This window comes from Cerasicoccus arenae, assembly GCF_014651635.1.
GTDB classification, from domain to species: domain Bacteria; phylum Verrucomicrobiota; class Verrucomicrobiia; order Opitutales; family Cerasicoccaceae; genus Cerasicoccus; species Cerasicoccus arenae.
In genome coordinates this window covers 35,025-48,996 of sequence record NZ_BMXG01000012.1, presented here as the reverse complement: position 1 = coordinate 48,996, position 13,972 = coordinate 35,025, and the positions used below count along the sequence as shown (strand labels likewise).

Below are 13,972 nucleotides of genomic sequence, written 5' to 3'. Positions count from 1 at the left end.
CCTGTAGTATGTGCGCCTGATGCTGGGTCGACAAAAACGCACGTACCGAACTTGTAGCTTCCTGCTGGACGCGGTAACCGCAGTGGTGTGCTTGGAAGCCATCTACCTCGCGTTGCTTTACGCTTCGCCTCTGTGGCAGCGGTCACTGTCCTACATCAGCGGCTATCCGTTTCGTTTTCAGGGGGTCGCGCACCTGACTGATCAAGGCTGGTTGTTCTCCGTCATCCTACTGTGCTTGTTCCTGTCGCTCTGGACGAACCGTTTTTACGCCATCGATTTCTTCGCTGACCGGCGCAAAATCGTCTTCGCAGCGGCAAAATCCACCTTGGTCGGGCTGGGGCTGGTCACGGTGTTTTTCTATTTCTTCTCGATTATCAACGTAAACCGCTCGCTGCTGTTCGGCTTCTTTGGCTTGTTTGGTCTATATCTAACCGTCAAAGAACTGCTCTTTCGGCGATTCGTGATCCAGCGCCGATTTAAGGCCAACCCCCTGCGCGCGCTCCTGCTATGCCCGACGACCGAGCTGGACATCCTGTGCACCCGCTTTTCCCAAACCGACCACGCCTCCGTGCATCTGGAGCACTCCCTAACCAACGTCGACGAACTGGCGGACGAACTCTCCTCCGGCAAATACGATCTCGTGCTGCTAGGCAATCACCCAGATGCCCAACGCGCCATTGAGATCGCCGAAGAACAAGGTGTCGAGGTCTGGTATCGGGCAAATTTCCTCTCCCCTCTGCTCGCGCGCCCAGAGTTTGACGAATTTGGCGGCGAACCAATCGTGGTTTTTTCCACAGTGCCGCATTATGAGGGTAAATTTTTCTACAAACGCGCTTTCGACGTCATCGGCGCACTCGCTCTGTTACTGGCGCTTAGCCCGCTTTTAGCTGTGCTGGCGACGGGCGTAAAGCTCAGCTCGCCAGGCCCAATTATTTTTAAGCAACAGCGCACTGGCTGGCGCGGTCGGTCGTTCGCTATGTGGAAATTTCGCACCATGATCGCTGGCGCCGAGTCTCAACAAGGTGAGCTGGCGCAGAGCAACGAGTTGGCCGGCCCAGCGTTTAAGGCCAGCGATGACCCACGCGTCACTTCCTTTGGCCGCTGGCTGCGCCGCTACAGCCTCGACGAATTCCCTCAGTTGTGGAACATCCTTCGTGGCGAAATGAGCCTCGTCGGCCCCCGTCCCCTCCCCGTCCACGAAACCGAGAAAATTTCCGCCTTTCGTGATCGTAGACGCTTGAGCGTGCTTCCCGGCCTCACTGGACTCTGGCAAGTTTCCGGCCGTTCCGACATCAAAGATTTCGCAGAATGGGTGCGCCTCGATCTTGAATACATCGATCGATGGAGTTTCTGGTTGGATATGCGGATCCTCTGTCAGACTGTGCCTACAGTGCTCAGCGGGCAAGGTGCCCGGTAATATTTGCCCCAAAATTAATGATTTTCGCCCTACTTTTTCTTTTTGAGCGAAAGTGATTGAAAAAAATTTCCCGGATGCAATAGACTGTAGTCTGATTTTTATGTCCAAGAACACATTCGTTAGCAAAACGAGCATTAACCTAGGCGAGACCCTGCGCATTTGCGGGAATCTGCTAGTATCTAATTCTTAATGGGAAAATCACCATTTGGAAAAGGGCGCGGTCGCTACGTGCCACGCGGTCCACGCAAAAACGAACGCATCCGCGTGCCTGAAATTCGGGTAATCGGACCAGACGGCAGGCAGGTAGGTGTCATGAAGACTCGTGACGCACTCGATTTGGCCAAACAGGCCGGACTCGACCTGCTGGAGGTGTCGCCGAATGCGCGACCGCCAGTTTGCCGCATCCTCGATTTTGGAAAATTCCAATACGAGCAGAGCAAACGGGAAAAGGTCAGCAAGAAGTCCCAATCCGCTGGTCGACTCAAGGAAGTGAAGTTCCGCGTGCGCATCGAAGAACACGATTTTCTCACGAAGCTACGCCGAGCGGAGGAGTTCCTCAACCATGGCTCTAAGCTGAAGATAACACTGATGTTCCGCGGCCGTGAAATGCAGCACCAGGATTTAGGCTTCGTTGTCGTCAATCGTGCCATCAAGGATCTCGACCATATTGGTCAGGCCGACAGCGCCCCACGTCTAGTTGGGCGTAACATCACCACGACGATGTCCCCCCTTCCCGTCAGCAAGCGAAAGACGCTGAAATACAATCTTCACGTTGGTGAGGATATTGACGAAGACGACGATGAGGATCACGAGGAAGACGATATTCACGAAGAGGATGATCATCACGAGGAGGACGATCACCAGGAAGAGGAAACACGCGAGGAATGAGCCTTCCTGTGGCACAGATTATCTGCGCCGCTCGCGCGATCTCTCATCGCTGCCTAATTGCCTATCTGCCCATTCTCTGCGTAGTTTTGGGGATGGGCACACTCGGCGCAGTCACAATTAACGGGCAAGATTACGTCTCCCTGCCCGATGTTGCCAAGCGCTTTGGCATGGAACATCAGTGGCGTGTGGCCCAGCAGCAAGCATCGATCACGAGTCGCTGGTCAGATTTGCACTTCACACTGCACCAGCGTGATTTCACTTATAATGGGCAGAGAGTATATTTGGGCGCACCTGTCGCGATGCACCAGCGAGTACTGCACATTTCAGAGATCGACTATAATAGCTTGCTCAAACCACTGCTATTCCCCCACCAATTCGACCCCAAGCCTAAGCTCTACCATATCGTGCTAGACCCCGGTCACGGCGGCAAGGACAGCGGTGCACAGAATAAATCACTGAAGTTGCAGGAGAAAAACCTGGTAATGGACCTCACCCTCCGTGTCAAAAGTCGCCTCGAAAAGCTTGGCTATAAGGTAACGCTCACCCGCTCAGGCGACCGGTTCATCTCCCTTAATGATCGCTCCGCAATCGCTAACAAAGCTCACGCAGATCTCTTTGTTAGTCTGCATTTCAATGCAGTAGACTCCTCCAAGGTCGATGGCATAGAAACCTTTGTGATGACGCCTGCCGGACACGCGTCGACCAACGCCAGCACCGCCGATAAGCGGTCTTATGCGGGTAATCGCGCTGAAGCCTGGAGCGCCTTGGCGGGTTACCATATCCAATCCTCGTTGATTGAGAAATCCGGCGCAGACGACCGAGGCCTTAAACACGCGCGATTTGCAGTGCTCAAAGATTTACAATGCCCAGGCGTCCTTGTTGAGGGCGGCTTTGTTAGTCACCCAACCGAAGGCCGAAACATCGGCAGCGCAGCTTACCGAGAAAAACTGGCAGACGGTATAGTCACCGGAATCCTGAATTACCAGAAAGCCCTGAACCGAGCACGTGGTTTCGATTCATGAGCGCCGTCCAATTGCTCTACGTGGCCATCGGAGGCGCGTTGGGCGCGGTATCTCGCGCTTTGATTAGCCACTGGATGCGAGGCGGATTTCCTTGGGGAACTTTCACCGTAAACGTGCTAGGCTCGCTGATCATTGGCATCGTACTGGGCTGGATGGGGGCCAAGACAAATGCACCACATGCATTGCGTTTCCTCTTCGCCACTGGCTTCTGCGGTGCCTTTACCACATTCTCCACTTTCAGCTATGAAACACTGGCAATGCTGGACCAACAGCGCTGGGCAGCTGGGCTAGGAAACATCGCTCTCAATGTGATGCTCTGCCTAGCGGCGACTTGGGTCGGAATCAGGCTGGCCATCGCCATAGCCACCACTTAGCTTGGCCGACATGCGCCTTTTCACCCTGATAACCTGGCTCGCAATCTCCGCGCGAATCTACGCGATTGGGCCGGAAGATGTTGTCGTCGTTGCCAATGAAAATGACCCAGACTCGCTAGCCATTGCCGAGTATTACATGGCGAAACGGGACATTCCCCCCAAAAACCTGATTAAGCTCTCCACAACCAAAGCCGAGGCAATTTCAGGCGAGCAGTTCTTCGCTGAGATTTTCAACCCACTCCGGGTAGAACTGATCGAGCGCGAATGGATCAATGGTGTCTTGGCGCGGGACAACGACGGGGCGGGCAGACGAAAGGTTGTTTCCATGGGGCATAAAATCGGATACCTCGTGCTGTGTCGGCTGCCTTATCAGATCAAAGGTCACTCCACGGAGGCTCTCGAGGCGTTTCCCAATAACCTGACCGGAGCCATGGCCAACAGCCAGTCATCGGTCGACAGCGAGCTATCACTGCTTCCGCTTATTGACACACCATTGGCCGGACCCGTCAACAATCCGCTTTTCCAACAGAAAAAACCGAGCTATATGGCGCTCAACAGTATCGTGCGTATCGCACGTTTAGACGGACCTAGCGTGGCCGCCGTTAAACGCCTAATCGACAGCGCCTTGGCGGGCGAAGCTCAAGGACTGAAAGGACGTGCCTACCTTGACAAAGGAGGGCCACATAAACAGGGTGAAGAGTGGCTCGATCAATGTGGTAAATTGATCGAACAACTGAATTACCCTCTAAGCATTGACACAGAAAAGCCGCAATTTTCCTGGAAAGATCGTATGGATGCCCCAGCACTCTATTTTGGCTGGTGGACCCACGTCCCAAATGGCCCATTTGACGACCCTCTTTTCCGTTTGCCGTCAGGTTCTGTTGCCATTCATATCAGTAGTTTTTCCGGCGACGCATTGCGCCAACCGAGCATGCGCTGGAGCGGCGGATTCGTCGAGCGTGGGGTCGCAGCCACAGTAGGAAACGTCTACGAGCCCTACCTTCAGCTGACCCACCAGCCTCACCTGTTCCTTGAGGCACTGGTTGACGGCATGTCAACTGGCGAGGCCGCCTATTATTCACTACAAGGCCTAAGCTGGATGACGATCTTCCTCGGCGATCCGCTCTATCAGCCATTCAAGGTTTCGCTCGATGAGCAATTGACCAACGTGAAAGCAGACAACTCACTCGATCAATACGTAATCCTTCGCGAAGCGGAACGAATTGGTAAAGAGTCCGGCAAGGACGCTGCATTTGAATATCAGCGCCGCGGTTTCAACCGAGCCCCTGGGCTGGCGCTGGCCTATGCCATCGCTCAAGGCTGGGAAGAGCGTAATGAGCGCACCAAGGCAGTAAAGCAACTTGAGTTTGTTGCGCAGATGGGAACCTTCACTCCCGAAGACTTCGGCCTGGCCTATCAGATCGCAGAGATGCTCATTGGCATGAATGAGCGTGAAACCGGTTACCAGATCATCCGCACGTTAGCCAATGAAGCCCGGAGTGACGAAGCCAAGATGACTTTCATGCAGTCTGGCATTCCATTGGCTAACCAATTTCGTGAGCGCGAATATGCCGTAAAATGGGAGACCGAAATTGCCGCCATTAAGCGTAAGCGCGCAGAACTAGCCGAGCGCCGTAAGGCTGCCCGCGAAGCTGCTAAGAAGAAATAACCCGAATCTCGTTTATTTGCCCCACGCATTTGGCTAGGGGGGGGCCAACCAGCTTAGAGCTTGTCGATAATGGCGTCGGCCAAACCGTAGTCGATCGCCTCTTGTGCATTCAGATAGAAGTCGCGATCGGTATCCTTACGGATTTTCTCTATGGGCTGGCCAGAGGCGCTAGCAAGGATGTTGTTGAGCTCTTCACGGAGCTTTTCCATTTCCTCGGCCTGGATGTTGATGTCAACCGCTGGAGCGACAATGCGGCCCATAATCAGTGGCTGGTGAATCAGCACGCGGGCGTGTGGGAAGACAAAGCGCTTACCCTTCTTGCCAGCTGAAAGCAGGATGCTGCCCATCGAAGCCGCCATCCCAATGACGATGCACGTAATCGGCGAAGAGAGCATCTTCATGGTGTCGAAGAGAGCCATACCAGCAGTGATCGAACCACCTGGCGTGTTAAGGTAGAACTTAATTTCTTCGCCGGGCTTTTCGGCCTCCAGATAGAGCATCTTTTCCATGACGGTTTTCATCGACTCGTCATTGACTTCGCCCCACAGGAAAATCTTCCGTTCCTCAAGGAACTTCTTTTCCATGATCATCTGGATGCCGCCCTTGCCAGCATCCTTCGCTTTTTCTTCGTCGCACTCGAAAACGGGATTTTTGTAAATTGATTCCATAATAACTTTTCCGGAAGCTAATTATCACTTCTGCGTTGGCAACTAGATAAGGCCTAATTCCATTTTACCTTCTTCAGAAATCATGTCTTGAGTCCAAGGCGGATCCCAAACGATGTCCACTTGGGCAGATTTGACGCCTGGCACGGACTCAACGCGGCCTTTGGCATCCTCTGCGATAGCTGGGCCCATCCCGCAACCAGGCGCGGTCAACGTCATTTGCACGGCCACATGGTGCTCATTTTCCTCAGACATGATGTCCATCGAGTAAACGAGGCCCAGATCGACAATATTAACCGGAATTTCCGGGTCGTAAACAGATTTAAGGGCATCCCAAATAGCATCTTCGCCAGGAGGCCCCTCATGGGTCTCACCATTCGCCGAGTCTCCTTTTGCAACCGCCTCGGGCTTTTCCTCACCGAGTGCATCGGCGTCGGTCCCGAGAATACGGAACATGCCGTAGTCGCAGACCACTGTAAAGTTGCCGCCGAGGCGGTGGGTGATGTCGACCTTGGTCCCAATGGGCAGGTTGATTTTATCCCCGGCCGGGATGACCGTGGCTTCGACATCGCGGGTTAGCGTGCGTTGGTTATTAGCGCTCATGATGACGTGGTTTCGTTGGCAGGTCCGTTGGATTCCGCTTCAATGTTAGGAAACGGCGTTACCTTTTCTCCCGCAAGATGAATCGTTTGAGTCGGAAATGCAAACTCGATACCCTCTTCTTCGAATCGCTTCATGATCGTTTCGTTGATTCGCTGGGTGAAGGCCATGGATTCCCAGTAGTCTGGCGGAAAGTGCCAGTAGATCATTAAGATGTTTAGCGAATCTGGGTTGAACTCATTGAACGCGACGCGGGGTCTGAAGTCGGGGTGATTGATGCAGGCATTCGGATGCTGGTTGCCCACTTCGGCGATAAAGTCCTCCGGCACAGAAAGTATCTCACGAATGATTTCCACGGCTCGCCGGACTTTCGGTATAGGTGTGCCATAGGTGATGGTGATGTTCGTCAATCGACGGATGTAGGGGCGCTGTCCGATGTTTTCGATTTCGGCGTCCGCCATGCGTTCATTCGGGATACTGGTTACGTGGCCAGTGAGTAGGCGGATTTTAGTGGAGCGTAGGCCAATCTCCTCGACCACCCCATCCGTTGCACCGACCTTAATACGCTGCCCCACCCGAAAAGGCTTATCGAGCAGGATCATCAGGCTGCCAAAGACATTACGTAACGTGCTTTGCGCGGCCAACGCCACCGCGAGGCCTGTCACCCCGGCACCAGCAATAACGGTTGCCAGCGAAAAACCTATATGGTGCAAGCCCTGGATCAGAATCGCCAAACAAACAACAATACTGAGGATGCGAATACCAATACGCGTTAACTGAGAGTCAAAACTTTGGTGCAGACGCTTGGAACCAGTGACGATGTCTGCAACAATGGTCCCCAGCATAAAGATGAGGATAATCGCGCACATCAGAATGATTGCATAGATGACATAGACCACTACCTGAAAGACATCACCGGTGATGAAAATTTTGTCGTCGATCAAGTCGTGACTGATGTAGCAAACGACTATCGTGTATCCCGGAGGAATCAAAAACAAGCTATGCCGGACCAAGTCAGCCTTACCATTGGCAATACGCTTAATGAGCATCCGTAGTAGCAGAACGCTAAGTACCGCAGCCAACAACACGATCAGCATGGAGAGCCACTGCCAAACGGTCTGCTCATAAAAATCCGCCAACGCCCAAGATGGCAGATTATCGATCAACGCACTCGGGATAACCGGATTGGGTGTGAGAAAGAAATAATAATAGAAATCCTTCGCTTTATCGGTGCGGTAAGGCAAATGACGTATTTCGGAGAAAAGTGGCTTCACCTCCATCAACGTTTCCGAGCTAAAAACATAGTGGCCTTCATCTTCGCCGCTATCAATCCGGATGATCTCAAACGGCATACCGGGCAGTTGCCACCGCGCAGGGAATCCATCCTTGATCGCCTTGCTCATCATTCTTTCGTCCGGAATATCCTCCAGTAGAGGCAACCCAACCCGGTCAATGATTTCGCGTAGATAAATCGCGCTAGCGGAGGCATAATCTTTCTGGAGAGACGGCGCGACCCCACGCAGATCGAAGAATTCCTGCATCTGACCAAATAGATGAAAAACCTCCACACGTTCCTTGCTGGAATAGCTTTCATCGGAGATTAGATCGTAAAACCGCTGTGTCAGTTTGAGGAAGCTGACGGTCGTATCCCGTGGGCTACTCGTATTTGCCGGATGCAAAAGGTAGCCAACATCGTCGCTGTCAGGGCTCTCACTCTCCAGTTCGTCCAGAAGATTGAGAATTTCCCCAGGGTCCTCCAGTGGAGTAACCGGATTGAAGTCTTCCAGCGGATCACCAACAGCCGGTATAGCGATCCCCCAAAGAAACAGACAAAAAATCGGCAAATGAATGAAAAGACGCATCACTACTGCCCAATGTTAGGGTCTATTGCTATCAATTCAATGCGATTCAGCCCTATTTACCAATGGACCGCCTTTTTCAGCCTATTAAAAATATATCACTGAAATTGTGACGTAATTTACTGAGCAAATTTCTTACGCACAAGCAGGCGAACGTTTTCGCGGAGGTCTTCGTTGCTGATTTTTTCAACAATTTCCTCGAAGAATCCATAGACAAGCAACTCGTAGGCAGTAGCACGAGGGATGCCGCGGGCCATCAGATAGAACAGTTCGTTTTCGTCGACCTGTCCCGTGGTCGCACCGTGAGAGCACTTCACATCGTTCGCCTCGATCTCCAAGCCTGGCAGGCTATTCGCCTCGGCGGACTTGGAAAGCAGTAAGTTGCGATTGGTCTGGTAGGCGTCGGTTTGCTGAGCGTCCTTATCGACTTTAATCAGGCCGGAGAAGATCGTCCGTGAATCATCGAGCAACACATTCTTAAAGAGTAAATCGCTGACGGCATGAGGCGCTTCGTGGATTTGTAAAGTCCGCTGATCAAACTCCTGCTCACCCTTGGCAATAGTCAGTCCGTACATTTTCACGTCGGCACCGGGGCCAACGATACGCGTGTGGTTCTGTAAACGAGCGTAGGCCGAACCAAGGTTGACGGCGATCGTCTTCACCGAACTGTCGCGGCTGGCTATGTTGGCCTCCAATTGGAAGGACAGTGTTTCTTCGTTGAAATTCTGCACAATCTTGCGAAAGACTTGCGCGCCCTGACCGGCGTAAATGGTGCCAACACCGCAGGATAGTGTGGAGCAGCAATCATCGCCGTAGGAGCCATAATAATCGACAAAGTCGACCTTGGCATTGTCCTCAACGACAAGCAGGGTGTGCGGGAAAATGGCTTCGTTGCAGCCGATCGACCAATAATAAGCGCAGAGCGGCTGCTCAATTTCCACACCCTTGGGCACATAAAGGAAGCTGCCGCCGTGGAAAAATGCATTGTGCAGCGCCAAAAGCTTTTCCGAGCCGAGGCGATTCTCTTCATTGAGGAAGTATTTCTGAACCAGCTCCGGATGCTCGACCACAGCCTGACTCAAAGGCATCCAGATCACGCCTTTGGCCGCAAGCTCGCCGCTGACGCCATCGAAATCGATCAGGAAATTGTCCCCGAAAACGAGACGCCCAGCAGGACTGCCCACGACATTCGATTGCTCCAGCACGGCGGCCTTCTGCGCTTCTTCAGGCTCCTGAGAGGGGCTAAAACCTTCGAGTTTGAGCTTACGCAGGTCAGTGAAGCGCCAGTGCTCGTCGGTACGAACGGGTGGACGCAGCTCCTGATATTCACGCCAGCTGTTTTCCTTGAGCTCTTGCACCCAAGGTACATTGAGCCAGAAGGCATCCAGATGGTGGCGGAAGTTCTCGTCGCTAAATTTTTCGTTAACTGGTGTCGTCACAAGAGACATGATTAGAAATGCAAAATGATAAATTCTGAATGCTGAAACCGGCTGAATGAAACCGGCACGGGCAATTAACCGACGGAACCTTCCATCTCCATATCGATTAGGCGCTTGAGCTCGACCGAATACTCCATGGGGAATTCGCGGACGAGGTCATTGACGAAGCCATTGACGGCGAGGCTCATTGCCTGGGCTTCCTTGAGGCCACGCTGTTGCATGTAGAAGATTTGCTCGGCGCTAACCTTCGACACGCTGGCCTCGTGCTGCACGGAGTTGTGGTCGCCGCGAACCGTGATGGCCGGATAGGTGTCGGTGCGGGAATTGGCGTTGATCAGCAAGGCATCACACTCGGTGTTGTTCTTGCAGTTCGAAAGCCGCTTCGGGATGTGAACCTGTCCGCGATAGGTGCTCCGTCCCTGACCAATAGAGATCGACTTCGAAATGACGTTAGAGGTCGTGTTGGACGCCGCGTGGATCATCTTCGCACCAGTATCTTGGTGCTGGCCGTCGTTCGCCAAAGCGATGGAGAGCACTTCGCCGCGAGCGCGCTCGCCCTTGAGGACGACGCCCGGATATTTCATGGTCAAGCGGCTACCGATGTTGCAGTCGATCCAGCGAATTTCCGCGTCTTCTTCGGCCATGCCACGCTTGGTGACAAGATTGAAGACGTTGTTGGACCAGTTTTGCACCGTAATGTACTGGATCTTGGCACCCTTGAGTGCAACGAGTTCCACAACAGCGGAGTGCAAAGTGGCAGTGTCAAACTTGGGGGCCGTGCAACCTTCCATGTAGGTAATTTCGGCTCCTTCGTCGGCAATGATCAGTGTGCGCTCAAACTGCCCAAAGTTTTCCGCGTTGATGCGGAAGTAGGCCTGAAGCGGCTGGGCCACCTTTACTCCTTTAGGCACATAGATGAAGCTGCCACCGGAGAAACACGCGCTGTTGAGCGCAGAGAACTTGTTGTCACCAATCGGAATGACCTTGCCGAAGAAGCGCTTGAAAATCTCCGGGTGCTCGTGGAGTCCTTCGTGTGGGCCGACGAAAATCACGCCGAGCTTTTCCATCTCCTCCTTCATACGGGAGTAAGCAGCCTCGGAGTCAAATTGCGCCTCCACACCAGCAAGGAATGCACGCTCCTGCTCGGGGATGCCCAAACGCTCGAAGGTCTGCTTGACGTCGTCCGGGACCTCGTCCCACGTGCGGCTTGGCTTCTGCCCCTTGGACAAATAATAGCGCACGTCCTGGAACTTAATCGAGTTAAGATCTTCGCTGGCCCAATGCGTCGGCATGGGCTTATCCTCAAAGATTTTCAACGCCTTGTGGCGGAACTCATTCACCCACGCGTCCTCGCCCTTGACCTTGGAAATATAGTCAATGGTGCCAGGATTCAGACCGATGCCAGCGTCGTAGGCGTAGTCTTCGGCATAGGAGAAATCTCCCTTGTCGCGGTCGATGTTAATTTCTGGTGCTTCGGTGCTCATGGTTGTGCTCCTCTTTGATACGTTAACCCTGATTCGGGTCTTCAAGTTTTTTAATGACGGCCTGTGCCGCCCCTTCGGCTGAAGCCGGGTTTTGGCCGGTAATCAAGTTGCCGTCGACAACGATATTCGGCTGAAAATTTTCTACACGGACGTATTTGCCACCGAGTTCGACGAGCTTGTCTTCCAGCAGGAAGGGCATTTCGTCTGTCAGGCCCACAGCGGCTTCCTCGGCATTGGAAAATCCGGTGACTTCCTTGTCTGCGAAAATCCAGTTGCCGTAGTCATCCGTGGCGGTCAACAGACCAGCAGGCCCGTGGCAGACGGCAGCGACTGGCTTGCCCAGCGCGTAGTGCTGAACAACGACCATGGCAACGTCTTGGTTGTTGGCCAAATCAAACATTGGGCCATGACCACCAGGCAGGAAAACGGCGTTTACGACTTCTTTCCACTCAGAAAGCTTGTGGGTGTCCGTAAAAACCTTTTGCGCCGCTTCGTCCGCCTGATAGCGCTTCACGGATTGCGTTACCGCACCACCTTCGAGGCTCCGCGGATCGACCGGCATTTGGCCGCCTTCGGGCGAAACCACCACCACGTCGTAACCCGCGTCAACGAATGCGTAGTAAGGCGTTGTCACTTCCTCCATCCAGACACCAGTCGGCTTGCCAGCCTCGCCCATTTGGGCCTGGCTGGTGACGATGAACAGGATAATGATGTTAACGATTTCCATGGTCAGTGCTCTTAATCAAAAAACTTAGTTGTCGAGGACGATGCGGTAGCGGGCTTTACCTGATTCGAGGTGTTCAAACGCTTCGTTGATTTGGGCCAGTGGGAAATGCTCAGTAACGGGCGCTAAATCGTGGCGGGCACAGAACTCCAGCATATCCACCGCAGTAGCAGGGCTACCCAACGGGGAGCCGGAAATCGATTTTTGCCCGCCGATCAGTTGAAATGGGATGAATTCGCTCGTCGGTGCCGCCCCCACAAAGTGCAACACACCGCCTGGTCTTAATATATTCAAATATGCGCTCCAGTCCAGCCCGACATTCACTGCGACGAGGACCATGTCCAGCGAACCAGCAATCTTCTTGAGAGCCGATTCGTCCTTGGAATTAACAAAATGGTGCGCCCCCAATTTCCTGGCTTCAGCTTCCTTGTCTGGACTAGTAGAAAAAGCGGTTACTTCGCAGCCCCATTTGTTACTGAATTGCAGCGCCAAGTGCCCTAGCCCGCCAATCCCGATCACGCCAACGCGTTGCGTCGGGCGGATATTGTTCTGAACCAATGGGTTAAAGACCGTCAAACCGCCACAGAATAGCGGACCAACCTTGCTGGCGTCCAATGCTTCTGGAATTGGCAACGCCCACTCGGCCTTGCAAAGCACATGGCTCGCAAATCCACCGTGGCGGTTGACAATGGTTTCCTCCACTGTGCCACAGCGATTGTGGTGGCCGGACATGCACTCTTGGCAATGCATACAAGAACCAGAGAACCAGCCCACACCTACGTGTTGGTCAACCTTAAGATGAGTAACATGATCACCAATGGCAACGATCTTGCCCACGCCTTCATGCCCGCCAACAAAAGGATACGCTGTGCGGCCCCAATCATTGTTGAGCATCGACAAATCGCTGTGACAAAGCCCGCAATGCTCCACCTCGACCAAGACATCATCCGCTCGCAACTCACCCGCTTCATACTCGAAGGGTTCAAATGCGGCTTTAGGCGAGGCGGCGGCGTAGGCTTGGATTTTCATTGTAGGATCTGGTGGATGGTTATGCCCCAGTTGGAGCAAGTTCTTCTTTTACCCAATCGTAGCCCTTGGCTTCCATTTCGAGGGCAAGTTCCTTGCCACCAGTCTTCACAATGCGGCCATCCCACATGACGTGGACGACGTCCGGCACAATGTAGTCCAGCAAGCGTTGGTAGTGAGTGATCACGAGGAAACCGCGGTCCGGCGAACGCATGGCGTTCACGCCGTCGGCAACGATCTTAAGCGCGTCAATGTCGAGCCCAGAGTCTGTTTCGTCCATAATGACGTATTTCGGATCGAGCATCTTCATCTGCAAAATCTCGCAGCGCTTCTTTTCACCGCCGGAAAAACCGTCGTTAATTGAGCGCGCCGAGAAGGAACGATCGATCTTAAGCTCATCCATCGTGGCGCGAAGCGTCTTGTAGAACTCTGTGGCGACGATCTTTTCGCCCTCAGGCAAACGAGCCTGCAAGGCTGCGCGGATGAAATTGGCGATCGTTACACCGGGAATTTCCACCGGGTACTGAAACGCAATGAACAGTCCGAGACGCGCAATTTCGTCTGGCTCCAGCCCAACGACGTTCTCGCCATTGAGTAGGGCCTCGCCGCTGCTGATCGCATAATCTTCGTGGCCCGCAAGCGCCTTGGCCAAGGTGCTCTTACCCGTGCCGTTGGGGCCCATGATCGCGTGGACCTGGCCGGCGGGGACGCTCAAGGAGAAGTCCCGAAGAATTTGCTTTTCGCCAATGCTGACGTTTAAGTTGTTGATTTCGAGTGACATGAGAAATTTTAATTTTCAAAAATC

Annotated in this window: 13 protein-coding genes; 5 read left to right on the top strand and 8 right to left on the bottom strand. The window is 53.4% G+C overall.

Annotation, left to right across the window (positions count from 1 at the left end):
- Nucleotides 1-19: 19 nt before the first annotated feature.
- From IE065_RS10730 to IE065_RS10710, 5 genes are all read left to right on the top strand, one after another.
- Complete coding sequence (locus IE065_RS10730; protein WP_189514860.1) at nt 20-1,417, top strand: exopolysaccharide biosynthesis polyprenyl glycosylphosphotransferase; 1,398 nt, start codon at nt 20-22, stop codon at nt 1,415-1,417.
- Nucleotides 1,418-1,606: 189 nt separating this feature from the next.
- Nucleotides 1,607-2,305, top strand: a complete 699-nt coding sequence (gene infC / locus IE065_RS10725) for a translation initiation factor IF-3 (RefSeq protein WP_189514858.1) — start codon at nt 1,607-1,609, stop codon at nt 2,303-2,305.
- Entirely contained in the window at nt 2,302-3,327 is a 1,026-nt protein-coding gene (locus IE065_RS10720; protein ID WP_189514856.1) for an N-acetylmuramoyl-L-alanine amidase family protein, read from the top strand. Before infC ends, IE065_RS10720 begins: the two co-directional genes overlap by 4 nt.
- On the top strand, nt 3,324-3,701 hold the full coding sequence (crcB, locus tag IE065_RS10715; RefSeq protein ID WP_189514854.1) for a fluoride efflux transporter CrcB: 378 nt from the start codon (nt 3,324-3,326) through the stop codon (nt 3,699-3,701). Before IE065_RS10720 ends, crcB begins: the two co-directional genes overlap by 4 nt.
- Before the next feature lie 10 nt (nt 3,702-3,711).
- Nucleotides 3,712-5,370 carry a TIGR03790 family protein gene (locus IE065_RS10710; RefSeq protein WP_189514852.1) on the top strand — a complete coding sequence of 553 codons (1,659 nt, stop codon included), beginning with the start codon at nt 3,712-3,714 and terminating at the stop codon, nt 5,368-5,370.
- Nucleotides 5,371-5,423: 53 nt separating this feature from the next.
- Here IE065_RS10710 and IE065_RS10705 read toward each other — a convergent pair whose 3' ends face one another.
- From IE065_RS10705 to sufC, 8 genes are all read right to left on the bottom strand, one after another.
- Nucleotides 5,424-6,038 carry a ClpP family protease gene (locus IE065_RS10705; protein ID WP_189514850.1) on the bottom strand — a complete coding sequence of 205 codons (615 nt, stop codon included), beginning with the start codon at nt 6,036-6,038 and terminating at the stop codon, nt 5,424-5,426.
- A 42-nt stretch (nt 6,039-6,080) separates the two neighbouring features.
- Nucleotides 6,081-6,638 carry a putative Fe-S cluster assembly protein SufT gene (gene sufT, locus IE065_RS10700; RefSeq protein ID WP_189514849.1) on the bottom strand — a complete coding sequence of 186 codons (558 nt, stop codon included), beginning with the start codon at nt 6,636-6,638 and terminating at the stop codon, nt 6,081-6,083.
- Entirely contained in the window at nt 6,635-8,497 is a 1,863-nt protein-coding gene (locus IE065_RS10695; RefSeq protein ID WP_189514847.1) for a mechanosensitive ion channel family protein, read from the bottom strand. Before IE065_RS10695 ends, sufT begins: the two co-directional genes overlap by 4 nt.
- 116 nt (nt 8,498-8,613) lie before the next feature.
- The gene (sufD, locus tag IE065_RS10690; RefSeq protein WP_189514845.1) at nt 8,614-9,942 is read right to left on the bottom strand and encodes a Fe-S cluster assembly protein SufD; all 1,329 of its coding nucleotides are present in this window, start codon (nt 9,940-9,942) and stop codon (nt 8,614-8,616) included.
- Nucleotides 9,943-10,007: 65 nt separating this feature from the next.
- Nucleotides 10,008-11,417, bottom strand: a complete 1,410-nt coding sequence (sufB, locus tag IE065_RS10685; RefSeq protein WP_189514843.1) for a Fe-S cluster assembly protein SufB — start codon at nt 11,415-11,417, stop codon at nt 10,008-10,010.
- A 22-nt stretch (nt 11,418-11,439) separates the two neighbouring features.
- Nucleotides 11,440-12,144: a type 1 glutamine amidotransferase domain-containing protein gene (locus IE065_RS10680; RefSeq protein ID WP_200163346.1), complete on the bottom strand. Its 705-nt coding sequence runs from the start codon at nt 12,142-12,144 to the stop codon at nt 11,440-11,442.
- Between the two features lie 24 nt (nt 12,145-12,168).
- Nucleotides 12,169-13,170, bottom strand: a complete 1,002-nt coding sequence (ahr, locus tag IE065_RS10675) for an NADPH-dependent aldehyde reductase Ahr (protein WP_189514841.1) — start codon at nt 13,168-13,170, stop codon at nt 12,169-12,171.
- A gap of 19 nt (nt 13,171-13,189) precedes the next feature.
- Nucleotides 13,190-13,948: a Fe-S cluster assembly ATPase SufC gene (gene sufC, locus IE065_RS10670; RefSeq protein WP_189514839.1), complete on the bottom strand. Its 759-nt coding sequence runs from the start codon at nt 13,946-13,948 to the stop codon at nt 13,190-13,192.
- Between the last annotated feature and the right edge of the window lie 24 nt (nt 13,949-13,972).